The sequence below is a fragment of the Streptomyces doebereineriae genome (assembly GCF_031845645.1).
Lineage (GTDB): Bacteria > Actinomycetota > Actinomycetes > Streptomycetales > Streptomycetaceae > Streptomyces > Streptomyces canus.
Window position 1 is genome coordinate 1 of record NZ_JAVREZ010000034.1, and the last position, 26355, is coordinate 26355.

The 26355-nt window shown below is 68.7% G+C and carries 17 protein-coding genes and 1 pseudogene; 7 read left to right on the forward strand and 11 right to left on the reverse strand.

What is annotated here, in order from left to right:
• The 7 genes and pseudogenes from RNB18_RS48425 to RNB18_RS48455 all read right to left on the reverse strand — a co-directional run.
• A pseudogene (locus RNB18_RS48425) lies at positions 1-307 on the reverse strand (sugar ABC transporter permease); the annotation flags it as partial.
• 19 nt (positions 308-326) lie between these two features.
• Positions 327-1574: a sugar ABC transporter substrate-binding protein gene (locus RNB18_RS48430; RefSeq protein WP_266520872.1), complete on the reverse strand. Its 1248-nt coding sequence runs from the start codon at positions 1572-1574 to the stop codon at positions 327-329.
• A gap of 154 nt (positions 1575-1728) precedes the next feature.
• Entirely contained in the window at positions 1729-2748 is a 1020-nt protein-coding gene (locus tag RNB18_RS48435) for a LacI family DNA-binding transcriptional regulator (protein WP_266520869.1), read from the reverse strand.
• Between the two features lie 591 nt (positions 2749-3339).
• Entirely contained in the window at positions 3340-5349 is a 2010-nt protein-coding gene (locus tag RNB18_RS48440; RefSeq protein WP_311720549.1) for a glycoside hydrolase family 31 protein, read from the reverse strand.
• Positions 5350-5499: 150 nt separating this feature from the next.
• On the reverse strand, positions 5500-6321 hold the full coding sequence (locus RNB18_RS48445; protein ID WP_311720550.1) for a carbohydrate ABC transporter permease: 822 nt from the start codon (positions 6319-6321) through the stop codon (positions 5500-5502).
• A complete protein-coding gene (locus RNB18_RS48450) occupies positions 6321-7349 on the reverse strand; it encodes a carbohydrate ABC transporter permease (protein WP_311720551.1) in 1029 nt (342 codons plus the stop codon). The genes RNB18_RS48445 and RNB18_RS48450 overlap by 1 nt, the downstream gene beginning before the upstream one ends.
• A complete protein-coding gene (locus tag RNB18_RS48455; RefSeq protein WP_311720552.1) occupies positions 7346-8698 on the reverse strand; it encodes an extracellular solute-binding protein in 1353 nt (450 codons plus the stop codon). The genes RNB18_RS48450 and RNB18_RS48455 overlap by 4 nt, the downstream gene beginning before the upstream one ends.
• 584 nt (positions 8699-9282) lie before the next feature.
• On the opposite strand from RNB18_RS48455, the gene RNB18_RS48460 reads away from it, so the two are divergent.
• From RNB18_RS48460 to RNB18_RS48485, 6 genes are all read left to right on the forward strand, one after another.
• The gene (locus tag RNB18_RS48460; protein ID WP_311720553.1) at positions 9283-10800 is read left to right on the forward strand and encodes an alpha-N-arabinofuranosidase; all 1518 of its coding nucleotides are present in this window, start codon (positions 9283-9285) and stop codon (positions 10798-10800) included.
• 55 nt (positions 10801-10855) lie between these two features.
• Positions 10856-12391, forward strand: a complete 1536-nt coding sequence (locus RNB18_RS48465) for a glycosyl hydrolase family 28 protein (RefSeq protein ID WP_311720554.1) — start codon at positions 10856-10858, stop codon at positions 12389-12391.
• A gap of 205 nt (positions 12392-12596) precedes the next feature.
• Complete coding sequence (locus RNB18_RS48470; RefSeq protein ID WP_311720555.1) at positions 12597-13907, forward strand: alginate lyase family protein; 1311 nt, start codon at positions 12597-12599, stop codon at positions 13905-13907.
• 44 nt (positions 13908-13951) lie between these two features.
• Positions 13952-16408: an alpha-L-arabinofuranosidase C-terminal domain-containing protein gene (locus tag RNB18_RS48475; RefSeq protein WP_311720556.1), complete on the forward strand. Its 2457-nt coding sequence runs from the start codon at positions 13952-13954 to the stop codon at positions 16406-16408.
• Positions 16409-16410: 2 nt separating this feature from the next.
• Positions 16411-17403, forward strand: a complete 993-nt coding sequence (locus tag RNB18_RS48480; protein WP_266520852.1) for a LacI family DNA-binding transcriptional regulator — start codon at positions 16411-16413, stop codon at positions 17401-17403.
• A gap of 61 nt (positions 17404-17464) precedes the next feature.
• Entirely contained in the window at positions 17465-18400 is a 936-nt protein-coding gene (locus RNB18_RS48485) for a glycoside hydrolase family protein (RefSeq protein ID WP_266520850.1), read from the forward strand.
• A 482-nt stretch (positions 18401-18882) separates the two neighbouring features.
• On the opposite strand, the gene RNB18_RS48490 is transcribed toward RNB18_RS48485, so the two are convergent.
• A complete protein-coding gene (locus RNB18_RS48490; protein ID WP_311720557.1) occupies positions 18883-20250 on the reverse strand; it encodes a glycoside hydrolase family 43 protein in 1368 nt (455 codons plus the stop codon).
• Positions 20251-20714: 464 nt separating this feature from the next.
• Between RNB18_RS48490 and RNB18_RS48495 the strand changes: the two genes are divergently transcribed.
• Entirely contained in the window at positions 20715-21605 is an 891-nt protein-coding gene (locus tag RNB18_RS48495; RefSeq protein WP_311720558.1) for a hypothetical protein, read from the forward strand.
• Positions 21606-21619: 14 nt separating this feature from the next.
• Here the strand turns inward: RNB18_RS48495 and RNB18_RS48500 are convergent, their stop codons facing one another.
• The 3 genes from RNB18_RS48500 to RNB18_RS48510 all read right to left on the reverse strand — a co-directional run bounded on the left by RNB18_RS48500 (position 21620) and on the right by RNB18_RS48510 (position 26274).
• The gene (locus RNB18_RS48500) at positions 21620-22333 is read right to left on the reverse strand and encodes a response regulator transcription factor (protein ID WP_311720559.1); all 714 of its coding nucleotides are present in this window, start codon (positions 22331-22333) and stop codon (positions 21620-21622) included.
• Positions 22334-22474: 141 nt separating this feature from the next.
• A complete protein-coding gene (locus tag RNB18_RS48505) occupies positions 22475-25177 on the reverse strand; it encodes a family 78 glycoside hydrolase catalytic domain (RefSeq protein WP_311720560.1) in 2703 nt (900 codons plus the stop codon).
• Positions 25174-26274 (reverse strand): sensor histidine kinase, encoded by a 1101-nt coding sequence (locus tag RNB18_RS48510; RefSeq protein WP_311720561.1) that lies wholly within the window; start codon positions 26272-26274, stop codon positions 25174-25176. The genes RNB18_RS48505 and RNB18_RS48510 overlap by 4 nt, the downstream gene beginning before the upstream one ends.
• Positions 26275-26355: the final 81 nt, after the last annotated feature.

Below are 26355 nucleotides of genomic sequence, written 5' to 3' on the forward strand. Positions count from 1 at the left end.
CCGGGGCGAAGGTCGGGTCGTCGAAGACCGTCCGGTAGTTCGCCAGGCCGGTGAAGGGCGCATCCCCCTGCACGAACGAGCGCACGGTGTAGTGGCGCAGGCTCAGGTCGAGGTTGCGGTACAGCGGATAGGCGTAGAACAGGACGAGGTACAGGGTCACCGGGGCGAGGAACGCCCAGGCGGCCCACTGCGAGGAGACGGGACGACGGCGCCGGTCGGTTGCGCGGGCCGGGGGCGGGGCGGCGGTGGCCGCCCCGTTCCGGTCGCGCACCGGCTGCCGGTCCGGCAGGTGCGTGGTGCGGTTCATCTGGGGCCGGGAGTCCTTGCTACTTGGCGGCGGCGACCTGGGCCGCGACCATCGCGTCCTTGGGTGACTGGGACCCGCTGAGGGCGGACTGAACGGCCTTCCACATCTGCTCGGAGATCTTCGGGTACTTGGTGCCCAGGTCGTCACTGGTGCGGCCCTTGGCCGCCTTGACCGCCTCGATCCACGGCGTCAGCTCCGGGTTGGCCGCCTTCTCCTTGGCCTGGATGATGCTGGTGGGCGCCACGTAGGACAGCGTTTTGTCGGTGAAGTTCAGGTTCTCGTCGCCGGTCAGGCAGGAGACCAGCTTCTGCGAGGTGGTGTAGCGGCCGGTGTCGTCCTGGACCGGGACGGTGACGAACTCGCCGCCGGTGGGGGCGGAGGCGTTGCCTCCCGCGGCGGCGGGTATGGGCAGGACCCCGTAGTCGAGGCCGCCCTTGTCGGCGGCTGCGAGCTGCCAGGTGCCGTTCTCGGCGAACGCGTAGTCGCCGCTCGCGAACTCCTGCCAGCTGGTGGTCTGGGTGTTGTTGATGACCGAGTTGGGCGCGTAGCCCTTCGTCAGCCAGTTCTTCCACAGCGACAGCGCCGAGACGCCCTGAGGCGAGTCGAGCTCGGTCAGCTTCGCTCCCGAGCCCCAGAACCAGGGCAGGAACTGGAAGCTGCCCTCCTCGGTGCCGATCGCCGAGAACGTGATGCCCTTCTTCCCCGCCTGCTTGACCTTGGCGAGTGCCGCGGTCAGCGACTTCCAGTCCTTGATCGAGGCGATGTCCACGCCGGCTTCCTTCAGGACCTTCTTGTTGTAGTAGAGGGCCAGGGTGTTGGCGCCGATCGGGGTGCCGTAGGTCTTGCCGCCCGACTGGCCGGCCGCGAGCAGGTTGGGGTCCACCTTCGTGGTGTCGATCTTGTTGTCGTCGGTCGTGGTGAGCACGCCCGCTTCCGCCAGCGTCGACACCACGGGGTTGTCGACGATCAGCACGTCCGGGGAGTTTCCCTGCTGCGCCGCGAGCAGCGCCTTGTTCGTGAGGTCACTGGTGTCGAAGGCAGTCCGCTTGATCTTCACGCCGGCGCCCTTGCCGCAGGTGTCCAGCACCTGGGCCCAGGCCGAGGTCTTGTCGAACTGCGGGTACGGGTCCCAGACGGTGTACGTGCCGCTGCCGGCGCTGTGGGTGCCGCTGCTACCCGAGCCGGAGCCGCAGGCGGTGACGCCGGCGGTGACGGCGACGACGGTCAGGACTGCGGCGGTGAGACGCCGTCTGGCATATCTGTTCATTGCGCGTTCCTCATGGGTTTTGGCACAGGTGTGCCCTTGGATCGGCACAGGTGTGCCCTGGGAGGGGTGATCGGGGCCTGCCGGGCTCGCCGAACCGAGCGGTGAGTGCGCGGTCGGCCAGTGTGGAGTGTGACGGGGGGAGTGCGGGGTGACGTCAGGGGTGCGTGTGAGCGGCGGGTGCGGTGCTCGCTCGCAACGAGATCGGCGGCGCGAGCAGGTGATGTCGGGCCGGTGTGTCGGGATGGTCGAGCCGCTCGACGAGCAGGTCGACGGCGAGCCGGCCCAGCTGCTCCGCAGGCACGTCCGCCGCGGTGAGCTGCGGGGTCACCGTCTCCGCCCAACGGCTTGCCACGACCCCGGTGACGGAGAAGTCGCGGGGCACATGGCGGCCGGCCTGGGCCAGCCCTCCGTAGAGGCCGCCGAGCGCGGCCTCGTTCAGGGTGACCAGGGCCGTGGTGGCCGGGTCGTCGTGCAGGATCCGCTCCAGACAGGCGAGGCCGGAGGCAGGGTCGTCCCCGCAGCAGTACGTCCGGACGGCCAGCCCGCGTTCCGCCGCGGCCTTGGTGAACCCGTCGAGCCCCCGGTGGGCGGACTCGTACCCGGCCCGCAGGAGCTGTTCGGGCCGGTTGACGAAGGCGATCCTGCGGTGGCCCAGGTCCGCGAGGTGGTGCACACAGGCGGCGGCCAGTGCTGTGTGGTCCAGGCCCACCCACCAGCCGCCCTCCGGGTGGGCGGTGCGGCCGATGGCGACGGAGGGGAAGTCCACCGCGGTCAGGTGGTCGAGCCGGTCGTCCTGCAGCCGGATCTCCATCAGGATCGCGCCGTCGACCCGCCGCTCGCCCAGCAGCCGCTGGAACGAACGGTCGCTGTCCGCACCGCTCGGTGAGAGCAGCACGTCGTAGTCGTAGGCCGCGGCGGCCTCGGTGACGCTGCCGATGAAGTCCAGCTGCATGCCGGTGTAGTGGTTCCCGGCCGGCGGGAAGACCAGACCGATGGTGTCGGTCCGGCCGTTGGCGAGGGCCCGCGCACTCGCGTTGGGCTGGTAGCCCAGCTCGTCGATGACCCGCTGGATCTTCTGACGGGTGTCCTCGGACACGGGGCGCTTCCCGCTCAGAGCGTAGGACACGGTGCTCCGCGAGACACCGGCCCGCTTGGCAATCTCACCGATGTTCACGGAGGGCTCCCTGCCGAGGTCGGTCGAACCGGTTCGATGGATCCAGGGACTGAAATCAGCCAAGTGTCGATCGTCGAACCGGTTCGCGTGAAGTGAAGGTAGGAGCAACCCGGACGAGTGTCAACGCCTCGAACCGAAATTCTCGTAACGGCCCGGAAACGTCAGTGTGTGGAGGTGTAATGCCTGGCCTGTCCGGGTGTACCCCCGAGCGCTAGTAGGCCGGATGTCGAATTCGACAGTTGGGGCTGCCCTGCACCCGCCAGGACGGGCAGCCTGTGCGGTCGAATGGATCCGGGTCCTGGGGTACTGCTGGCCGGTTTCGTCGGCGCCGGCCTCCTCGAACCGGTTCGATGAAATGTCGAAGGTCGTGACCGCTGTCGAGGCGGCACGCACACATCGGGCTGAGCGCGTCGGCGATCTTTCCGGGGCGAGGTGTCGGACTTGATCGGGGCCGTCAGCACTCTGTCGATGACCCGGTTCAGGGCGTGGACCCGGGCGTGAGGACTATCGCCAGCTGCGTCTGCCGGCTCGCACAACCCGACCTGCTCCTCGGATCGGTTCACCGTGCTGCGAAGGCCGGCGCATCGGCCATCAGGCGGTGAGCTGTGTGAACGCGTCCGTGACGGCGGCGCCGTCACGGACGAAGACCGGGATACGTTCCAGTGGCGCGGGCGCGTCGAACGTGGTGCCGCCCTCGTGGAGCTCGCCGGTGGCGGTGTCGGTCCAGCGGGCGCCGGCCGGGAGGTGGACGGCGCGGCTGCGGGCTCCGGCCTTGGCGACCGGCGCGACGAGGATGTCCGGTCCGAGGAGGAACTGGTCGTCGACGGTCCAGGCGTGCGCGTCCTCGGGGAAGCCGAAGAACAGGGGACGCATCACCGGCGCCCCGGTGCGGTGCGCCTGCTCGGACAACTCCAGCAGATAGGGGCGCAGCCGCTCGCGCAGCCGCAGGTGCGCGGTCAGGATCGGGTATGCCTGTTCTCCGTACGACCAGACCTCGTTCGGTCCGCCGGTCATGTCCGCGGAGAAGGTGGGGTGGTTCGGCGCACGGTCGCCGTGCAGCCGCATGATGGGGCTGAAGGTGCCGTACTGGAACCACCGGACCAGCAACTCCTGGTAGGCCGGGTCGGTGGGGTCGCCACCGAGGAAGCCGCCGATGTCGGTGTTCCACCATGGGATGCCGCTCATCGCGACGTTCAGTCCGGCCCGGATCTGCTGGGCCAGCGACTCGAAGGTGGGCTGGATGTCACCGGACCACAGGGCGGCACCGTAGCGCTGGCTGCCGGCCCAGGCGGAGCGGACGAGGCTGAGTGGGCGCTCGTCGCCGGCCTCGTTCAGGCCTTCGGCGACGGCACGGGCGACCTGCTTCCCGTAGAGGTTGCCCACCTGGGTACCGGGACCCGCCGAGTAGACCCCGCGGACGGCCAGTTCGAGAGGCAGGTCCGGCTCGCAGGCGTCGAGCCAGAAGGCGGAGACACCGAGCGAGTGGTAGTGCTCGCTCAGTTGCTGCCAGAGATGGCGGCGGGCGTCCGGATGGGTGGCGTCGAAGTAGGTCATCGGCCGGTAGTCCGTGCCGCGTCCGCGGGCGGGCCAGTGGAAGGCCAGCAGACCGCCGTGGCTGTCGCCGACGAGGAGCCCGCTGTCGTGCAGCGGGTCGTGGTTACGGCTGCCGGGGTCCACGGAGGGCCAGACGGACACCGCCAACTTGACGCCGAGCGACTCCAGTTCTTTGATCATGGCGGCCGGGTCGGGCCAGTCGATGGGATCGAAGTCCCAGTCACCCATGTGGGTCCAGTGGAAGAAGTCGCAGACCATCACCGACAGAGGCAGCCCGCGCTCCTTGTACTCCCGGGCGACTGCCAGGAGTTCGTCCTGGGTGCGGTAGCGCAGCTTGGACTGCCAGAAACCGGCTGCCCATTCGGGCAGCAGCGGAGGGTGGCCGGTGGCCTCGGCGTAGGCCTCCATGATCTGGGCCGGGGTGTCGCCCGCAGTGATCCAGTAGTCGATCCGGTGGGCCGAGTCGGCGACCCAGCGGGTGGCATCCCTGCCCAGCTCGACCCTGCCCATCGCGGGGTTGTTCCAGAGCAGGCCGTAGCCGCGGGAGGAGTGCAGGAAGGGGATGGTGACCACCGTGTTGCCCTGGACCAGATCGATCACCAGGCCCTTCTGGTCGAGGCAGCCGTGCAGATGCTGGCCAAGGCCGTGGATCCGTTCGCCGTCGTACGCCTCGAAGCGCTGCTCGATGCGGTAGGTGCCGTCGTCGAGCGGTGCGTAGGAGCGCGCCTGCGGGCTTGCCTGGTAGGGGCGCTTGTCGGAGAGCAGTTCGCGGCCCGTGGCGGTGTGCAGGAAGCGCAGCGAGCCGTCGTTGCCGGCCTCCACGGTGAGACAGCCGTTGACCATGCGGGCGCTGCCGGCCGCGTCCGCGGTCACGGTGGTGGCAGGGCACGCGGCGGGGACGTCGAGGGCGCCGGGGAGTGTGTCGTCGGGAGCGTGACCGGGGCGGGCGCGGACCGGTACCGAGTTCGGCCCCCAGGGCTCGACGAGGAGGACCTCGTGCGGGGTGCGTCGTTCGAGGACGCCGTCCTGGGTGGTGAAGACGGTCATGGCTGGGGATTCCTTCTCGGTCTGGATGCCGACGGTGCTCGGAGGTCACATTCGGACGACGTTCCCGGACGCAGCGAAGAGGTCCGTAGGTCTGGACGTTCCACTCGTCGAAGGACGGTTTGATCTGATTCTCTTGAGGAGCTGCTCTGGTCACTTGAGTCCGGACGTGGCGGTGCTGGTGACGAAGCCACGCTGCAGGATCAGGAACAGGACCAGCGAGGGCACGATGTACAGGATGGCGCCCGCTCCGACGACGGTGTAGAGCCCGGTTCCGTGCTCGGTGACGTAGCCGGTGGCCATCTTCACCGCGAGTGTGGTGCGGTCGTCGTCCAGCAGCAGTGCGGGGGAGATGTAGTCGCCCCAGCTCCAGCTGAAGGAGAGGACCAGGCTGGTGGCGATGACGGGCCAGGACTGAGGGAGGAAGATCCGCCAGAAGATGCGGATCTGTCCGCAGCCGTCGATGATCGCCGCCTCCTCCAGTTCCTTGGGCATGTTGCTGAAGAACTGCCGGAAGAGGAAGATCAGGTACGGCGCTCCGCACAGCCCCCACAGCACCCACGGCACATACGTGTTGACCAGGCCGGCCTTGGAGAACAGCAGGTAGGTCGGGATGAGGGTGATGATCTGCGGCGTCATCATCGTGGACAGCATGAGGCCGAAGATGATCCGTTTGCCGGGCCCGCTGAGTCGGGCGAAGCCGTAGCCGGCCCAAGCCGAGGCCAGGGTGATCAGGGTCGAGTAGATGCCGGCGATCGTCAGCGAGTTGCGGGCGTAGCCGAAAAAGTCGAAGAGGGTGAGGGCCAGGCGGAAGTTCTCCAGGGTCGGGTGGTGCGGCCACCAGTGGATGGGCACCGCGCGCAGTTCGGAGGGATCCTTGAACGCGCTGATCAGGAGCCAGCCGAAGGGGCTGAGCATGAGCACCAGGATCGCGACCAGAAGCATGTAGACGACTTTGCGTCGGGCCAGGACCATCAGTTGTCTCCGATCGTCCGGGGCTTGTTCTTCGCGTGTTCGGGATCGACGGAGTAGAAGACCACTCCCTTGCTCAGCCTGAAGACGAGGAAGGTGACGGCCATGACGAACGCGAAGAGCACCCAGAGCAGGGCGGAGGCGTAGCCGTAGCGGCCGTTGGAGAAGTACTGCGCGAAGACGTCGATCATGATCAGCTGGTTGCTCTCGGGGACGGCTCCTACGCCCTTGGGGGTGGGGTCGATCGAGATGAGGAGCGGCAGGAAGCTCTGCAGCGTTGCGATGATCTGGGTCACCACCTGGAAGAACAGCACGGGGGAGAGGAGGGGCAGGGTGATCCGGGTGAAGGACTGCCACCAGCTCGCCCCGTCCACCCGCGCTGCGTCGAGCAGTTCCGCGGGGATGTCCTGGAGTCCCGCCAACGAGATGATCATGACGTTCCCGCAGCCCCACACGGTCAGGGAGATCAGTACATAGCGGGCGTAGGGATCCGCCAGCCAGGAGAGTCCGTTCACGCCGAAGAGGTCCAGCAGGCCGTTGGCCGAACCCGAGTCACGGTCGAAGATCAGCTTGAAGACGAGGGCGGAACCGACCGGTGGCACCACGGCCGGCAGATAGACCAGCGTGCGGAACACGCCCCGGGCGCGGATCGGCTGATTCAGCAGCACCGCGAGGAACAGTCCCGCGGCGACCGTCAGCGGCACCGTGATGACGGTGAACAGGCCGGTGCGGGTCAGCGACGCCAGTGTGTCCGGGTCGGTGAAGACCTCACGGTAGTTGGCCAGCCCCACGTAGCGGGAGTTCGGCGAGAGCCCGTCGGAGTTGGTGAAACTCAGCCACAGCGCGTACCCCAGCGGGAAGACCGTCATGGCGAGGAAACCCAGCAGCCAGGGGCCGGCGAACACATAGAACGCCCCGGTCCGGCGGGCCCGCAGCGAGCGGGGACGACGTGCTCGCGTCGAGCCGGGCCGGGTGACGGCCGCCCGCATCGGCGAACGCGCGTCCGGCGCGGCGAGCTGTTCGGTACTCACCCCACCAGCTCCTTGCCCCGCGCGAGCTGTTCGTTCATCCGGGAGTTGAGCGTGTCCGCGACCTTCCCGGCCGAGGTGCCGGACTTGACCGCGTCCGGCAGCACCTTCGTGAGCACCGCGTTGAGGGCGTCCATCTGGGCGTACGGGCTGACGGGCAGCACCGAGAAGTAGGGCAGCTCCCGTTGCTGGACCTCGTAGGACTGCTTGTGGAAAGCGGTGTCCCGCGGCATCTTCGAGCGCAGCGAGTTCAGGGAGGGGATGCCCCAGCCGGTGGTCGCGCGGTCCCGGGCGGGCTTGCCGCCGAAGTACCACTCGAAGTACTTCCAGGCGGCGTCCTTGTTCTTGGCGCCCTTGGGGATCCAGTAGCCGGTGCCGCTGAAACAAGGGCTGATGCGGTGGCTGCCGAGCTGGGGTGCGGGGGCGAACCGGGAGACCTCGGCGATCTTGGCGTCGCCGCCGATCGTCCCGCCGAACCAGTAGCCGTCGGTGGCCATCGCCATACGGTTGGCCTGGTAGGTGGGCCAGTCCCAGCCGTCCGGGTTGGGGTTGACGACGCTCGGACCGATGTCGGCCTTCGCGTAGTCCAGATACCACGTCAGCGCCTTGAGCGCTTCGGGCGAGGAGAAGTCCACCGTGGCCAGGTCCTCGGCGAACAGGCTTCCGCCGGCTGACGCGGCCATCCACATGACCTCGGTGAGGGGGCCGCCCAGAGCCGTGCCGCTGAGGCCGTACACCTTCACCTTGCCGAGCCTGCGCTTGACCAGGCGCTTGCCGAGGTCCAGCCACTCGTCGCAGGACAACGGTTCGGTGTCGCTGGGGAGTTCCAGTCCGGCCGCCTCGAACATGTCGGTGCGGTACCAGAACATGCAGTCCTGCGAGTAGTCCTTGGCCATGCCGTAGCGGGGGCCCGTGCCCTGCTTCCTGGTCGAGCTGTCGTAGCGCCACACGTCGTTGGCCGGGGCGAGGTCGGAGGGCTTGAGCACGTCGCTCTTGGCGAAGTACGCATCCAGGTCGGACATCAGATCGCGCGCGGCGAAGTAGGGCACATCCGTCGCGCCGACGCCGCGGACCACGTCCGGCGGGTTCTTGCCGGCCAGCATGGCGTTGAGCTTGGTGATGTCGTAGGTGACGATGTCGAGGTTCATGCCGAGAGCCTGCTCGGCGTTCTGCTTGTCCTTCTTGGGCCAGGCGACGTCCATGATGGTGAGCGTCTCCTCGGCACCCTTGGCACCGCTCCCGGAGTCGACGGAGGCGGCACAGCCGGGCAGGGCTGCGGCGGAGAGAGCGGCGCCGGCGGAGGCGGCCAGGAAGCGGCGCCGGTCGAGGGAGCCTCTGGATGAAACGGGCATGGCGATGAAGCCTTTCGCGCGGGTTGAGGGCAGGGGTGTGTGCGAGGACGACGGCGCTGCCGCGCGGGAGAGGACGCGCGGGGAGGGACCTCAGGGCAGGGAGAAGGAAGCGCTGTCGCGCACCCGGATGTGGTGTACGGCCTCGTCGGCTGCCGCCGAACACGGGTGAAGGCCGAGAGACGGGGGACCGGTGCTTCGTCTGTGCGGCGTCACGCCCCGAAACGCCTGCCACAGGAAACCGGTTGTGAAAACTTGCGGCGAACGCTAGGTGCGGTTTCCAAGTGGTGTCAAGAGCTCGGAACCTCCCAAAAGACTCGGCCCGACCGGGTGTTCGCTTCCGTCGACATCACCTTGACGCAAGCCTCTTGACTCTTCCGGTGGGACGGTGGCAGCTTCTTGTAGCGCTACAAGAAACCGGTTGCTAACACTTCGACACCTCGAACGAGGCAGCCACGCTCGGGAATCGCCGCGCCACCCCCGCTCGCGCCCCGCTGCAACACGCCCCGCAGCAATGCTCCCAGCAGCAACGCCCCGCAACGCCTCGCGCCCCCCATGCGCCTCCCCAACGACGCAGGAGTACGTCCGTGCCCAACGCCACCGCGGTCATCAACCTCGACATCGAGGGCCCGACGATCAGCCGACATCTCTACGGCCACTTCGCCGAGCACCTGGGCCGCTGCGTCTACGGCGGCTTCTGGGTCGGGGAGGACTCGCCGATACCCAACGAAGGAGGCATCCGGCTCGACGTCGTCCAGGCGTTGCGGGCCCTGAACATCCCCAACCTGCGCTGGCCGGGCGGCTGTTTCGCCGACGAGTACCACTGGAAGGACGGCATCGGTCAGCGTGAGCAGCGGCCCCGGATGGTCAATACCCATTGGGGTGAGGTGGAGGAGAACAACCACTTCGGCACCCACGAGTTCATGGCTCTGTGCGAACTCCTCGGCGCCGAGCCGTACATCAGCGGCAACGTCGGCTCCGGCACCGTCCAGGAGATGAGTGAGTGGGTCGAGTACCTCACCCGCGACGGCGACAGCCCCATGGTCCGGCTGCGCAAGGCCAACGGCCGAGACGAGCCCTGGCGCGTGAAGTACTGGGGCATCGGCAACGAGACCTGGGGCTGCGGCGGCAACATGCGCGCCGAGTACTCCGCCGACCTGGCCCGCCAGTACGCCACGTACTGCCGCGACCACGGCGACAACAAGCTGTACCGCATCGCCTCGGGCGCTTCCGACGACGACTACAAGTGGACCGAGACGCTGATGCAGCAGATCAGCTGCTTCGGCTGCGAGGCCACACCGAAGAACTTCTTCCAGGGCCTGTCCGTGCACTACTACACGATCGCCGGCCCCTGGGAGGCGAAGGGCAGCGCCACCGCCTTCGACACCGACGACTACTACCGCACGATGGCCGCGGCCCGCCGGATCGACCGCATCCTCACCGGCCACTCCACCGTCATGGACGTCTACGACCCCGGCCGCACCCTCGGTCTGGTCCTGGACGAGTGGGGCACCTGGTGGGACGTCGAGCCCGGCACCAACCCCGGGTTCCTGTTTCAGCAGAACAGCCTGCGTGACGCGCTCGTGGCGAGCACCCACTTCGACATCTTCCACAAGCATGCCGCCCGCCTGCACATGGCGAACATCGCCCAGACCGTCAACGTCCTGCAGGCCATGGTCCTCACGGACGGCGACGCGCTCGTGCTGACCCCGACCTACCACGTCTTCGAGATGAACAAGGGCCACCAGGACTCCACTTCGCTCGCCGTCCACCTGCGCGGCGACGGCACCCGGCGCACGGTCGGCGACGCGGAGTTGGAGACCCTGTCCGCCTCCGCCAGCGTCAAGGACGGGACGGTGCTCATCTCGTTGTCCAACCTCGACGCCGAGGAGCTTGCCGAGGTGACGCTCGACCTGCGTGGCGGTGCCGTCGGCGAGCCGACCGCCCGCATCCTGACCGCCGACCGGCTCCAGGACCACAACACCCCCGGAGCCCCGGACACGGTCGGCCCGCGCCCCTTCGGCGACCTCAAGACGACCGACCAGGGGTTCACCTTGACGCTGCCGCCCCACTCGTTCGTCACGCTCAGCGCCCCGCTGGACTGACGAAACATCACTTCCCTTCGGCGCAGACCCACTTCACTTTGACAAGGAGCCGCACATGAACACGAACCCGTCCCGCCGCAGAACCCTCCAGGCCGCGGGAGCCGCCGCCCTCGCCGCCGGCCTGTCCTCCCTGACCGCCACGGCGGCCCACGCCGACGGCACGGCGGACGGCGACACCGCCCCCGAGCCGAAGCTGGTCACCTACCCGATACCGTCCGGCGTGGCCACCCAGGCCAGCTTCAAGGTGCGGGTGCGCACCGCCCCCGACGGCGAGTGGCAGACCCTCTCCTGCTATGCGCCGGGCACGAAGGAGATCAACCCCACCACCGGCTCCGGCAAGGTCTGGGGCTCCTCGATGGTGTACTTCGACTTCCAGGGCTCCGTCGAGATCGAGGTGACGTACCTCAAGGGCGGGACCACCAAGGCCCGGGTCCGTCCCGACTCCCTCGGCATCAAGCCCGAACTTGGCGGCGACACCCTGGTGTTCACGCTGGACGAGCCGAAGGACGTGGTCGTCCAGATCAACGACGAGATCTTCGACTGCCTGCACGTCATCACGAACCGCGTCGAACACCACGCCCCGTCCGCCGACGACCCGGACGTCATCTACTACGGCCCCGGCCTGCACACGATCCCCGGCGACATCCTCTACGTCCCCAGTGGCAAGACCGTCTACCTGGCGGGCGGTGCCGTCGTCATCGGGCAGATCAACTTCAAGCAGACCGAGAAGGCCTGCCTCAGGGGCCACGGCGTGCTGGTACCGAGGGGCAATGTCGGCGGCGTCCAGCTCACCCAGAGCAAGAAAATCCGTGTCGAGGACGTCATCCTGCTCGGCAACGGCCTGGGTTGCTGGGAGGCCGACGGCGGCCTGGTCAAGAAGGTCCGGGTCTTCACGTGGGGACAGTGGGGCGACGGCCTCCCCCTCTACAGCTCCAAAAACATCACCTACGACGGCTGTTTCGTCCGCAGCTCCGACGACAGCCACTCCATCTACGCCCACCGCGGTGAGTGGTACGGCGACACCCGCGACATCACCATCAAGAACGCCACCCTGTGGGCGGACGTCGCGCACCCGGTCAACATCGGCACGCACGGCAACAGCGACGACCCGGAGGTGATCGAGAACCTCGTCATCAAGAACGTCGACATCCTCGACCACCGCGAGCCCCAGTTGAACTACCAGGGCTGCATCGCCCTAAACGCCGGCGACTCCAACCTCATCAAGAACATCCGCATCGAGGACGTCCGGGTCGAGGACTTCCGCTGGGGCCAGCTCCTCAACTTCAGGGTCATGTTCAACAAGACGTACAACACCTCGGCCGGCCGCGGCATCGAGGACGTCTACATCAAGAACCTCACCTACACGGGCACCCACGCCAACCCGTCGCTGTTCCTCGGCTACGACGCCGACCACGCCATCAAGAACGTCACCTTCGAGAACCTCGTGGTCAACGGCGTGGTCATCGCCGACACCATGCGCAAGCCCACCTGGTACTACACCACCGACACCGTGCAGTGGTACGTCAACGAGCACGTGACGAACCTGAAGTTCCTCACCACCGCCGAGGCTCGGGCGGCCGCGGCGTCATAGGTCCGACCGCGCCTGAGAAGAGGGCGTTGTCCGACCTCCCCCACGCTGCGGGAGATCTCCCCGGCTTCGGCAACGCCCCTCCCACGTGGGTCCTGTGCTCCGTTTCACACAACTCCCGAGCCTCGACGCCACGCAGTTTCGACCAAGTCGGCATCCTCCCCGATCAGAGCCTGTCGGGTCCCGTTCGATTGGAGTCGCACATCCTATGAGCCGCAACGATCTCCCCCCACTCGGCCAAGGCGCGCCCCAACGCCTCCACACCGAGCCCCCGAGCCGACGAGGCGTCCTGCGTGCCGCCGGCGGAGTGGCTCTCGCAGGCGCGTTCGGCGCCGCCTCCGCACGTTCCGCCGACGCCGTCGGCAGGCGGCACAGTGTCCGCAATCTGGCCCTCGCCGCGGCACCGTCCGTCTGGACGCACCCCGGCGCTCTGCACCACCCCGGCGACATCAACCGTGCCAAGGTCAGAGTCGCCGCGGGCATCGACCCGTGGTACGCGGACTGGCAGGTGCTGACCGCCAACGCGCACTCCGCGTCCACCTGGGTGGCCAACCCCCAGGAGACCGTCTACCGCGGCGGGAGCTACCAGAACTACGCGATCCTCTACAACGACATCGCCGCCGCCTACCAGAACGCCCTGCGCTGGCTGATCACCGGTGACACCGCCCACGCCGACTGCGCGGCTGCCATCTGCAACGCCTGGTCCAGCACCCTGACCACGATCACGGGCAGCACGGACGCGATCCTGGCCGCGGGAATCTACGGCTGGCAGTTTGCCAACGTCGGCGAACTGCTGCGCGACTACGGCGTGTTCGACCTCGAAGCCTTCCAGCAGATGCTGCTGAACGTGTTCTACCCGATCAACCACGGCTTCCTGCGCGATCACAACTTCGTCTGCGACAGCCACTACTGGGCCAACTGGGACCTGTGCAACATGGCCTCGATCATGGCCATCGCGATCCTGTGCGAGGACGGTGACAAGTTCGACGAGGCCGTCACCTACTTCCAGAGCGGCGTGGGCAACGGCGCCATCGGCAACGCGGTCCCGTACCTGTACACGGACGACGACGGCTACGAGCTGGGCCAGTGGCAGGAGTCCGGCCGCGACCAGGGCCACACCCTCATGGGGATGGGGCAGATGGGCGCGCTCTGCGAGATGGCCTGGAACCAGGGCGTCGACCTGTACGGCTACGACGACAACCGGTTCTTCAAGGCGGCCCAGTACGTCGCCAAGTACAACATCGGCCTGGACGTGCCGTACACCACCTACAGCTGGGGCAGCGGCAGCGGCTGCACGTACAACGAGCAGACCACCATCTCCTCGTCCGGCCGCGGAGGCATCCGCCCGGTGTGGGCGATGCTCCACTACCACTACAACCGGATCAAGGGCCTGGATGACAAGTACATTGCGGCCATGTCCAGCGAACTCGTCGGCATCGAGGGCGGCGGCGGGGACTACGGCACCACCAGCGGCGCATACGACCAGCTCGGCTTCGGCCAGCTGATGTACGCCAAGTAGCGGGCTCCGGCCAACCGCGGAAAGAACAAGGAGAGTTGACGACCATGAGTGAATCCGGCCTGGAGACGGTCGTGGAGGTGGACACCCGGGCTCCGGGCACGGCCATCTCGACCGACTTGTTCGGGGCGTTCTTCGAGGACCTCAACTACGCGGCGGACGGCGGTCTCTACGCCGAACTCGTACAGAACAGGTCCTTCGAGTACGGGCCGGCCGACCGTCCCGAATGGCACTCCCTCACTGCCTGGGAGCTGGTGGAGCGGGACGGTGCCGCTGGATCGCTCACGGTCTCCACCGACGACCCTCCGCACCCCGCCAACCCGCACTACGCGGTGCTGACCAGCACCACCGCCGCCGGTGCGGGCCTGCGGAACGAGGGGTTCGACGGCATCCCGGTCCGGGCGGGGGAGACGTACGACGTGAGCGTCTTCGCCCGCCTGGCCGGGGGCCCGGCCGACCGGCTGGTCGCGCGGATCGAGAGCCGGGACGGCGAACGAGTCCACGGGCAGGCGGAGTTGGGTCCGCTGGGCGGCGCCTGGAGACGCCATGCGGCGGTCATCGCCTGTGAAGTCACCGACCCCGACGCCCGCCTCACCCTCACGGCCGCCAGGCCCGGCACCATCCACCTGGACCTGGTCTCGCTCTTCCCGCAGGCCACCTTCAAGGGCCGGCCGAACGGTCTGCGCGCCGACCTGGCACAGACCATCGCCGACCTGAAGCCGACGTTCCTGCGTTTTCCCGGCGGTTGCCTCGCCCATGGGCAGGGCCTTGCCAACATGTACCGCTGGTCCGAGACCATCGGCCCGCTCCACGAGCGCCGTCAGCAGTTCAACATCTGGCACTACCACCAGTCGATGGGCCTCGGCTACTACGAGTATTTCCAGTTCTGCGAGGACATCGGAGCGAAGCCGCTGCCCGTCGTCGCGGCCGGGGTCTGCTGCCAGAACAGCGACGTGACCGGCCAGGCGGGCATCCCCGACGAGGACATGGACGCCTACATCGCCGAGGTGCTGGCCCTGGTGGAGTGGGCCAACGGCCCCGCCGACTCGCCCTGGGGATCTGTGCGCGCCGCCGCCGGACACCCCGAGCCGTTCGGCCTGGAGTACCTCGGCGTCGGAAACGAGGACGCCGTCACCGACACCTTCCGCGACTGTTTCTCCCGCATCCACGACGCACTGCGCGAACACCACCCCGAGATCACGGTCATCGGCACCCTCGGCCCGTCCACCTTCGGGGAGGACTGGGAGAAGGGCTGGGCGTTCGCCCGCGAGCGGAACCTTCCCGTCGTCGACGAGCACTCCTACAAATCGCCCCGCTGGTTCCTGGAGAACACCCGCCGCTTCGACACCATGGACCGCGAGGGCCCCCACCTCTACATCGGCGAGTACGGCAGCTGGCGCAACAACGGCCGAAGCGCCATCGCCGAAGCGGCCTACATGATCGCCATGGAACGCAATGGCGATGTCGTCCGGCTGGCCTCTTACGCCCCGCTGCTGGCCAAGCGCGACCACACTCAGTGGCTGCCCGACCTGATCTACTTCGACAACACGAACGTCTGGCCCACCCTCAACTACCACGTGCAGCGGATGCATTCGGTTAACTCGGGCGACACCGCCCTGCCCGTGACGGTCACCGGAGCTCCCCAGGAGCCGTCCGCTCCTCAGAACCCGCGGCACACGGTCCACATCGGAACCGGCGCCGGCACCCGCGCGGAGTTCACGGATGTGTCCGTCGGCCCCCTGAGTGGTGAGTCCGAGCCGGCCCCGGACCTCGGCGACTGGCAGGCCGAGTCCGGCGTATGGGAGCCGTATGGCGAGGGCGGTGTCCGGCAGACGGCGACCGGAACGGATGCCAGGCTGCTGCTGCCGGACGCGGTGGACGGGCTGTCGTACGTTCTCTCCGTACGGGCCCGGAAGACAGACGGTGCCGAGGGCTTCGTCCTGGGCTTCGCCGGCACGTCGCCGGGGAACTGGTGTCATTGGACGCTCGGCGGCTGGGAGAACCGTTCGACGTGGCTGCAGCGCGTGGACGACGGCGTACCGGACGAACTCAGTGAGCGCCGGGCCGAGCCGGTCGAGAGCGGCCGCTGGTACGACCTGCGGGTCGAGGTCGACGGCCGACACATCCGGTGCTACCGCGACGGCGAACTCGTCCACGACGTCGAGGACGTCCGGCCGGAGCCCGAGGTCTTCGCCGTCTCGGCCGTCCGCGACAGCGCCACAGGCGAGGTGATCGTCAAGATCGCGAACACCACGCCGGAAGCCGCCACGGTCCGCGTCCGACTGTCCGGCTCCGAGGGTGACACCGGCTACGCGCGCACCACCCTCACCGTCTCCCCGGACGCCGACAGCCGTTTCGGCCCTGCCCCGGCCGCCCCGGCCCACGACCGGCTGACCGGGCCGGACTGCGCCGTCCCCGCGTACTCCTTCACCGTTCTGCGCACGAACCCGCGGCTTAGCATGCCAGTGGGGTCCCAGACCGCAGACCGGGGGCGAACGTGGTAACGATGCAGGACGTGGCGAAGGCGGCAGGAGTCTCGCCGATGACCGTGTCCAACGTCATCAACGATCATCCGAACGTGCGCCCGTCGACGCGGGCGAAGGTCCTGGAGGCGATGGCCCGGCTCGACTACCGGGTCAATGTCGCCGCCCGCAATCTGAGCAAGGGCCGCACCGGGGTCATCGGTCTCGCCGTCCCCGAGGTCAACAGTGCCTACTACGGACGGCTGGCCGTCGGCATCATCGCCGCCGCCGAGCGGCGGGGCCTGCGGGTGAGCATCGAGCAGACCGCCTCCCGGGAGAACGAGCTGGATGCGCTGTCCCTGTCGCGCAACCACCAGTACGACGGGCTCATCCTCAGCGCCGCCGGCATGAGCCAGGCCGACGCCGAGCGGCTCAAGGTGGAGCACCCGGTGGTCGTCCTCGGCGACCGGATCTTCGGCGGCCCTGTGGACCATGTCGCCATGCCCAACCTCGAGGCCTCCCGGGTGGCCGCCCGGCACCTGGTCGAGCGGGGCTGCCGGCGCATCGCGATCATGTGCGGGGCCGTGGAAGAGGTCAACCCCTCCAGCCTCCGCCTCACCGGTTACCGGCAGGCACTCGAGGATGCCGATCTGCCCGCGGACCCCGGCCTGATCCAGCAGGTGGGCAGGCTCGACATGCGTGAAGGTGCGCGGCGCGCCCGGGAGATGACGCAGAGCGGGCTCGACTTCGACGGAGTGTTCTGCGTGACGGACTCCCTGGCCATGGGCGTGATACGAGGGCTGGCCGATGCCGGGATCCGGGTGCCCGACCAGGTCAAGGTGATCGGCTTCGACAACGTCTCGGACAGCGAGTTCTTCATCCCCTCCCTCTCCACCATCGATCCTGACCACGACGGTATGGCCGAGCGTGCGGTCGACCTCCTCATCAGGCGCATCGAACAGACCGGGCCCTCGACGCGGCACCGGGACTTCATCGGCGACTTCTCGCTGGTGATCCGGGAGTCGACGGGAGGCTGACCCCGCCCCGCCCCGCCCCGCCGCGCGCCGCGCCGCACGAGCACGAACAAAGGAGACCCCTGTGAACCCCGTGGCCGAGGCGCCACTCTTCAGCGACCCGATACACGACGGCGCCGCCGACCCCACAGCCATCTGGAACCGCCAAACCAGTGAATGGTGGCTCGTCTACACCAACCGCCGCACTACCGCCCCCGGCCCCGGCGTCTCCTGGGTGTACGGCACCGACCTGGGCGTGGCCGCCTCGGCAGACGGCGGCCGCACCTGGACCTACCGGGGCACCCTCACGGGCCTGGAGACCGAGTGGGGGCGCAACACCTTCTGGGCGCCGGAGATCATCTGGCACGACGGCCTTTACCACCTGTACGTCAGCTACATTCGCGGCATACGCGACGACTGGAACGGCGCCGCCTCCATCCGCCACTACACCAGCACCGACCTGCTGGACTGGGCCCCTCACGGCGCCCTGGACCTCGGCTCCGACGGGGTCATCGACGCCTGCGTGTTCCCGCTGCCGGGCGGCGGCTGGCGCATGTGGTTCAAGGACGGCCGCCGCGGCTCGCTCACCTACGCCGCCGACAGCCCCGACCTATACCAGTGGCACCCCACCGGCCTCGCCGTCGGCCATCGCCCGCATGAGGGCCCCAACGTCTTCGAACTCGGCGGCCACTACTGGATGCTCGTCGACGAGTGGCGCGGCCAGGGCGTGCTGCGCTCCGACGACCTGACCACCTGGGACCACCAGGGCCTGATCCTCGACAAGCCGGGCAGCCGCCCCGACGACGGAGCCATCGGCCTGCACGCCGACGTGGTCGTCCAGGACGAGACGGCCTATGTCTTCTACTTCACCCACCCGGGCCGCGTCGGCGCCGCAGCCGGGGAGGACACCTACGCGACCCGCCGCTCCTCCCTCCAGGTCGCCGCAGCCCGGGTCATCGACGGCAGGCTCCACTGTGACCGCGACGAGCCCCTACGACTCGATCTGTCCCCTGTGTCCTAAGCGTGTTGCACAAAGCTCTGAGCTGGGCATCTTCTTGGTTTGGCTGGGTGTGAAGGTGTGGTCCGACAGGAGGCTGAGCACATCGGGAGGTGTTCTGCGCCGGACCCGGTTCCCTTCCGGACGGCGAGCATCTCGACGAGTTCGCCGGCGCTCGCCATGGTGTGCCAGCAACATCTGACCTAGTGCCCCATTGCCAGTCCACCGCTGGCCAACTCAAATACTGCGAAGGCCGGTTGGGGCTTCTGCTGGCCGACGCCGTGCTCGACTGGGGAGGGCGGCCGTTACCTCGCCATGCGCCCCGGGCGCAGTACCCGCAAAGCGTGGCAGGTCGCACCGGAGCGCGAGCAGGCAGCTCTGGTCACAGGCGGACGCCACCGCACAACGGTCTGGTGCGCGCTTAAGGCTCGTGCGGCTGGGTTATGCGCAACCGGCCGTGCCCGGCCGCCTCGTGACAGACGGCCGGGCGCAGTACCCTGCGCGGCTCAGGAGCTCGGAAACGCGGCGCGCACCCGCGCCAGCTCCTCGGCGGTGACGGGCAGGACCGTTCCATGCCGGGGCCGTGAAGGGAGCTGATAGTCGCTCGGCAGTGACCAGTCAGGCTCGGAGAGGCTGTCGGTGTGGAAGGGCAGGTAGCCGCGTCCTCCGGCCTCGTCCATGAACACCCACCAGCCGTCACCGGAGTTGTCTCTGAAGACCGTGGGTCCCTCGACCCAGTCGGTGCCGACGCCGGTGCGGACGCAGTCGTCGACCAGCTGCCACGTGCGCGGTGTCGAGTCGGGGGTGTCGACGGCGGTCAGGACGCGGGAGCGTTCCAGTACGACGTCGCGGGCGCAGGATCCGACGACCTTGTCGTCGGTGGTGACGCGGTAGTACCAGCCGCCGTCCCTGGCCACGGTCGAGTCGATGACGCCGCCGCCCGGATCGTTCCAGACCTTCGGTTTGCTGAAGGTGTGGAAGTCCCGTGTGGTCGCGTACATCATGCGCGGGTAGGTGCTGCCGGTGTGCTCGGTGTCGTCGGCCGCGTAGAGGTTGGAGGACCAGTAGACGACGTACTCACCCAGCTTCGGGTCCCAGGTGGCCTCGGGCGCCCAGGTCATGCCGGCCTGGTCGCCGGAGACCTTCACGTGGCGCTGCTCTGACCAGTGGACGAGGTCGGTGGACTCCCACACCTCCAGGTACTGGCTACCGAAGCGCATCTCGTAGCCCCAGCCCTTGCCGCCGTTGATCTTCAGGTCGGTGGCGACGAGGTAGAACTTGTCGCGCTCGGGTGAGCGGACGATGAACGGGTCGCGGACGCCCTTCTCGCCGAGGGAGGAGGTGAGCACCGGATTGTTGTCGTTCAGGTCGTCCCAGTGCAGGGGGTCGTTGCCGCGGGAGGCGCCGAAGTACACCTGCTCGCCGTCGGTGTAACGCTCGCCCGCGAAGTAGGGGAAGAAGTACCCCTCCATGGGCTTCTGTTCCGGGAGTGGGCGGACGGTGACGTCGAAGCGGCGCTTGACCTGATGCTGATCGAGCCGGACGGTGGCCGTCAGGGTGACATGGAGGGGTGGCCGGCCGTGGGTGGGGCGGTTGACCTCGCCGGTCGGGGTGATGGTTCGGGGCTTGCTGGACCCCCATTGAACGGCCGCGCCGTGCAAGGAGGCGGTGGGGAGGGTGAGGTAGCCGCATACATCGGTAGCATTCCAGACCGTCAACGCGGCGGCGGCTTCTGCGAGTTCGGAGTCGGTGGCCGGTGCTGGCACCGCCTGTGCGGGCAGAGGGGCGCACATTGTGGCGGCAACGGCGAGGGAGACCAGCAGGGGAGTGGACGGACGACGCGGGGCGCGGCGTCGAGCGGGCGGGAAAGGCATGGGCGGCTCGTCCTTTCACCTTTGGGAGGGACTGTCCTTTACCGCGATCGGCATATCGAACAACGTTCGCTTTGCCGGATGGACCGTAAGAGGCGAGTGATGCCACCGTCAGTACCCTTGCTTCCGCGGGCGATTGGCTCGCGTGGGCTCCGTGAGGGTCGTCGGAGAAACCCTGGCTCGCCTCCGAACCAGGACGTCGGAACCGGTCTCGTGGATGACCGCAAAGTGGCGGAATGCGTGGACACGGTCTTGGCCTGGTGATGGCCGAGGGGGGCAACCTCGCACCACTCCGCCCGTGCCGTCCGCGACCACATGTGCGCCGCGTTTCTGATCAGACTCTGATCCGGCTGTGATGCCGCTCTGAACCCCGCTCGGTTCCCTGTTGCACAACGGCAGGCCCGACCCGCGCTCGCTCCGTCGGGACCCACCGTCCACGCACCCCCAGGCACAGAAGCGAGAGACGAGTGACGCACACCATCAAGCGCTACGCGACGGCCTGCGCGGCCGTGGCCACCGCGATCGCCGGAGTGATCGCCAGCGCCCCCGTGGCCGACGCGAACCCGCCGTCCGGTGTCAACATCCGTGGCAAGGAGCCCTTCAACACCGACACGCTGATGTCCAAGCTGTGCGGCGACATGAGTGGCGCCGACAAGTCCTTCGTCTTCAACATCAACACCGGTCAGATCGTCGACAGCGACAAGGCGTACGGGAAGGCGCCGTACTACCACATCGCCGCCGGTGCGTCCCGCAGTGTGCACTCCGACCTGCCGTACGGCGAGCACTGGGCGCTCACGAACGGCTGGGAGGTCGTCGTCGGCAACTGCGAGTTCCCGCAGTCGTCCACCTGGACCTGGTACGACAAGGAGAGGAGGATATCCAACGACTCGGTGACCAACTGCGGGCACGGCGGGGGCGGTCTGTCGGTCAACGAGTCCTACGCGACCACCCGCGGCGCCTCCGTGTCCATCGGGGTCAACACGAAGCTCTCCTACAAGCTCACCGACCAGCTCTCCGCCGAAATCGGCTTCAGCGCCAGTTACTCCTGGTCCTGGTCCAAGACCCACACGCTGGGACGTACGGTCACCGTCAATCCCTCGTACGGCCGGCAGGGCTACATCGACGCCCGCCCGCTGAAGCGGACCGTCCGGATCAACCCGGTGTTCCACGTTCAGTACTACAACTGGAGCGACGGCCAGTCCGAGGTCGGCACCGTGGTCCACAGCTGGCGCGGACGCGGCTACAGCCGCATCTGGTCCTACGGCTACTACGTCGACACCTATGCGGACGTCCTCAACGGTGACGGCACCCCCGCCATGGACTACGTCGTCCGCGACAAGCCCGGCAACTGCAAGTAGCGGCCTTCCGCGGGTCATTGGGCCGACGGAGCCCGGTGACCCGCGTCCCGCGCCATCAGGTATCCGACCCCGCGCACGGTCCTGATCAGCGACTGGTCGCGGTCCCCCAGCTTGCGCCGCAGGTAGTAGACGTAGGTCTCCACCACGCCGGACTCGCCGTGGAACTCCGACCGCCAGACCCGGTCGAGGATCTGCGCCTTGGTGACGACCTGACCCGCGTTGTCCATCAGGAAGCCGAGCAGGTCGAACTCCCGGCACGAGAGGGTGACTTCCCGCCCGTCCCGCCACACCTCGCGGGTCGCCGGATCCAGTGTCACGTCCCCGGCACGCAGCAGCCGGCAGTCGAGGGCCCGCCCGCGCCGCAGCAGCACATGGACGCGGGCGACCAGCTCTTCCAGCTCGAAGGGCTTGGTGACGTAGTCGTCGGCGCCCAACATCAGCCCGCGCACCTTCGCCTCCGTCCGGTCGTGGGCGGTGAGAAAGAGGACGGGCGCGTCGATGCCGGCGGCACGCAGGGCGCCGTACGTCTCGAAGCCGTCGCCGTCCGGGAGGAACACGTCGAGGACCACGAGGTCGGGGCGTACGGTGAGGCCGGCCGGGACGGCGTCCTCACCGAGACCGGCCACGTACACCTCGAAGCCGAGCTCGCGGAGCTTCGTCAGCAGCGGACGCGTACCGCTGTCGGCGTCCACGACGAGCACGCGCGGCGGTTTGGATGATCTGTGCACCTTCACGTTGTGGAGGATGCGATTCCGCGACGTGGGGTGCACGCTGCGGAGGCGAACAAGACGTGACATCCTCATGACCAGACTTGAGAACGGCCGAGGTGACAAGGGCAGCCCCCGGGCCGGAACCCAGGGGCCACGCAGTCAGGGAAGGGTGCGCTCGACCTTTGTCGTGCCGGAGCCGACGGGCCCTATCCGCAGCACCGTTCCGGTCAGGTCGGTCAGCGGTCTGACCTCCACCCGTCCGCGCCCGCCGGGTGCCGACGCCGTGACCCGGTAGTCCGCCGGGCGGGCGTCGCCGATCTCCACCTCCAGCATCGCGCGGGAGTTGGGCGGCACCGTCACCCGTGTCGTATGGGCGTCGTTCGACCGGTGCACGGTGACCTCGACCGGTCCGCGCAGGGACGGCACTCTTCCCGCGACGTCGGTCAGGGCGCCGGTCCTGGGGCGGATCAGGAACTCGGCCGCGCCGGGGGCGGTGACGCGGACGCCGAGCACGTGCCGGGGGATCGCGTTGGCCGGGGCGGACGCCCAGGCGTGGGAGAGCGTCATGTTGGACTTCAGTGCGGGGTCCCAGGCCTCGGTGACGATGGTGGCCTTCAGCGAGTCCAGCATGTGCAGCCATGAGTTGGTGGCCGTGGAGGTGAGCAGCGCGAGCGCGGCGTCGGCGCGGCCGAGGCGGAAGAGGGCGTCGAGGAGGAACTGCGCCCCGTACACGCTCGTCCGCATGCCGCCCGCAGCGAGGGTGTCCCCGAGCCGGGTCCGCGCGGCGTCGTCCAGAGCGTCCGCCACGCCGAGCGCGACCGGGAAGGCGGTGGCGTGCTGGGCGCTGTGCGTGGTGCCCTCGCCGTCGAGGAACCGGCCCGTGGCACTGTCGAGCAGGGTGGCGCGCATCGCGATGGCGAGGGTGTCGGCGCGTGCGCGCAGGGTCTTCTCGTCGTCGCCCTTGCCGAGTACCGCGGCGCACCGGGCCAGGGCGTCGAAGGCCGCGTACTGGAAGGCGTTGACGACGGTGTTGACGTTCGTGAAGACGTATCCGTCGCGGCTGGCGGTCGGCCAGTCGACGAGGTCGCCCAGGTCCTGGCTGGTGCTTCCGGGCGCCTTGCGGACCAGGCCCCGGGAGTCCAGGTAGGCGGTGAGGTTCTTCGCGGCGAGCAGGTCGTAGTCCTTGGCGAGCTGCCGGTCGTCGCCGGTGGCGAGGTAGTCCTCCCAGGCCGACAACGCGCACATCAGCCGGTATTCGGTGGGCCAGGTGCCCTTGCGGACCAGGTAGTCGTTCGACCAGCGGGCCAGGGCGTAGGAGCGCTGGACGCCGTACTCGGAGAGCTGGTTGATCAGCGCGTCGCCCTCGTAGGGGCCGCGTTCCCGGGTCGGGGTGTCGGTGTAGAGGTCGCCGCGGGTGGCCTCGATGGAATACCGGCACAGCTCCCAGACCCGGTCCAGTGCCGGGTCGGAGCTGCGGAAGGAGACCTCCGCGTCGTCCCAGTCGAGCCGCCAGGCCCGCCCGGTGACGACGGCCCCGGACAGGTCGAGCGTGGTGCGCAGTTCGGCCCAGCGGAAGCCGCGGTAGCCCCAGTGTTCGAAGTCCTGCTTCCCGTCGCGCAGGGTCCACACCTCGCGGTAGGTGTTGGTGGCGCGCAGCTGATACCGGACGGTGCCGTCGGAGTTCAACTCCTCGCCGAGCCGCACCTCGACCGTGTCCCCCGCGCTCCCGCTGACCTCCAGGGACAGCCCGCCGACGATCTCCCGGCCGAGGTCGACCAGCCAGCGGCCGTCGGCGACCTTCGTGACGGAGGCGGGGACGACGTCGTGCAGCCGCGGCGGTTCGATCAGCGCCGGGACGAGCGAGGCGATCGCCGTACGGACCACCGCAGTGTGCCAGTCACCGTCGTCGAAGCCGGGCCGGGTCCAGCCGACGGGCTCCTGCCGCAGGTCCCAGTGCTCCTGCGGGACCGTGTAGTAGCTGCTGCCCGCGCTCCCCTTCGCGGGCAGCAGCCCGGCCTGGCGACGCGCCTTCCAGTCGTCTCCCGAGGCGACGGTGGTCCGGCTGCCGTCGGTGTACGTGATCTCCAGCTGGGCCAGGAACTTCTGCTCCGAGGTGGTCCAGCACAGCGCGGCGAGAGCGTTCGGTCCACCGTCGCCCCGCAGGGTGGAGGTGACGTCGAACGCCTGGTACGCGGTCCCGGTACCCGATCGCACTGAAGCGTGCCCGACCACCGTGCCGTTGCTCCACACCTTGGCCACGTACTGCCGGGCCGGGTCCGGCGAGGCGGCCGCCACGTAGAGGATGCCGGCGGCTATCTCCTTGCCCGTCGCCGTGTCGTACTCATGCCGCAGCAGCGCCCAGGTGTCGTCGGCGCCGTAGGAGGAGAGCGAGGAGGCGCCGGTGGGGAAGGTGAGTGTGCCGCCGGAGACCGTGCCGGCGGAGAAGGTGCTCTTGTCGGAGGCGAAGTCGTCGTCGAGGAGGACGGTGCCGTCGGCGGCGGTGAACGTGACCCGGTCGTATACCTGCGACTCGGTGAGGCCGTTGCGCAGGCCGATGTTGCCGGAGGCGTAGCGGGTGTCGGTGGTGGTGTCGACGACGGTGCCGTTGACGCTGGTGGTGAAGGTGGAGCCCGTCATGGTGACGGCGAGGTCCAGCCACGCCCCGGTGGTGATGGCCGACGGCAGCTTCACCTCGCCGAGAACGCTGTACGTGCCGTTCACGCAGACGTGTTTGCGCAGGATGCCGGGACTGCCGGCGCGCAGCTGCCACATGTAGTTGTTGGCGGTGTTCGCGGCGCGGAACCACACCCCGGAGGCCACCGTGGTGATCTTCAGCCGGGCGGCGAAGGTGCCGTCGGTCATGACCGGCCCGGCCGGTGCCCAGATCGGCTCGGCCTCCCACTCGTCCTCGACCGAGGTGGCGAGCAGGGCGGGCGCCGCCCGTCGTCGGTGACAGTGATCCGGAGCGAGTGCACCCCGTAGTCCAGCACCACCGCGGCCCGGGTCGCGGAGGCGTGCTTGTGCGTGTTGGTGAGTGCTTCCTGGATGATCCGGTAGGCGGTCAGCTCGGTCGCGGGTGCCACTGGCGACGGATCGCCGGCGCGGGCCACCGACACGGGCATCCCGCTCGCCCGGAACCCGCTGACCAGGGCATCGAGATCGGCCAGGGTCGCGATGGGGGCGCGCGAGCCGGGCGCGTCGTCGGGCTGACGCAGCAGACCGACGGTGGCGCGCAGTTCGTCGAGCGCGGCGCGGCTGTTGTCCTTGATGTGGGCCAGTGCCGCGTAGGCCTGTTCCGGGTTGGCGCGCATGAGGTGGTGGGCCACCCCAGCCTGGGCGTTGACCAGGGTGATGTGGTGGGTGACCACGTCGTGCAGGTCGCGCGCGATGCGCACGCGTTCCTCCGTGACCCGGCGCCGGGCTTCTTCCTCCCGCGTGCGTTCGGCGTGTTCCACGCGTTCCCTGGCCGCCGCGAGGTTCTGGCGGCGGTTGAGGACGGTGCGGCCGAGCGCGGTGGCCGCGATCGCGAGGTCGAACCGCAGCAGGCCGGGACCCCCCACCACGGACTGCGCATGGGTCGCGGCGTAGACACCAGTGATCGCCACGGCCGCCAAGGAGCCGACGATCCACGCGGTGCGCCGGTTGCCGAGGAGGGCGAGGGTGTACAGGGCGACGAGACTCGCCCCCGGTGTCGGCGAGATGTGCGAGGCGACGGCCATCAGTGTGAGGTCGCCGGCCAGGGTGAAGAGGGCGACGCCCAGGGGCCAGCGACTCCGGAAGGCCAGCGGCACGCACGACAGCGCCGTCCATACCACCTCGTCCCACCGCGGCTGGTGCCAGTGGGACGGGCCGACGGCGGTCGCCGCCACGGCGATCACGATCAGCGGAACGGCGGGCAGCGCGTCTCTGATCCGGTCATGACGAGCCAGCCACTGTCGCCACACCATGGGCAGTTCCATTCCCTCACTCTAAGGAGCGCAGGCCGGCGGAACCCGGGGTCACCCCGTTTTCCGCCGACCCGCGCGCGGGAAGTCGGTCCG

Excerpts from the sequence above, each read along its gene's own strand:
- RNB18_RS48430 (WP_266520872.1), bottom strand. The coding sequence starts at position 1,574 with ATGAACAGATATGCCAGACGGCGTCTCACCGCCGCAGTCCTGACCGTC.
- RNB18_RS48475 (WP_311720556.1), top strand. The coding sequence starts at position 13,952 with ATGAGTGAATCCGGCCTGGAGACGGTCGTGGAGGTGGACACCCGGGCT.
- RNB18_RS48465 (WP_311720554.1), top strand. The coding sequence starts at position 10,856 with ATGAACACGAACCCGTCCCGCCGCAGAACCCTCCAGGCCGCGGGAGCC.
- RNB18_RS48455 (WP_311720552.1), bottom strand. The coding sequence starts at position 8,698 with ATGCCCGTTTCATCCAGAGGCTCCCTCGACCGGCGCCGCTTCCTGGCC.
- RNB18_RS48470 (WP_311720555.1), top strand. The coding sequence starts at position 12,597 with ATGAGCCGCAACGATCTCCCCCCACTCGGCCAAGGCGCGCCCCAACGC.
- RNB18_RS48510 (WP_311720561.1), bottom strand. The coding sequence starts at position 26,274 with ATGGAACTGCCCATGGTGTGGCGACAGTGGCTGGCTCGTCATGACCGG.
- RNB18_RS48445 (WP_311720550.1), bottom strand. The coding sequence starts at position 6,321 with ATGGTCCTGGCCCGACGCAAAGTCGTCTACATGCTTCTGGTCGCGATC.
- RNB18_RS48480 (WP_266520852.1), top strand. The coding sequence starts at position 16,411 with ATGCAGGACGTGGCGAAGGCGGCAGGAGTCTCGCCGATGACCGTGTCC.
- RNB18_RS48505 (WP_311720560.1), bottom strand. The coding sequence starts at position 25,177 with ATGACCGACGGCACCTTCGCCGCCCGGCTGAAGATCACCACGGTGGCC.
- RNB18_RS48490 (WP_311720557.1), bottom strand. The coding sequence starts at position 20,250 with ATGCCTTTCCCGCCCGCTCGACGCCGCGCCCCGCGTCGTCCGTCCACT.
- RNB18_RS48440 (WP_311720549.1), bottom strand. The coding sequence starts at position 5,349 with ATGACCGTCTTCACCACCCAGGACGGCGTCCTCGAACGACGCACCCCG.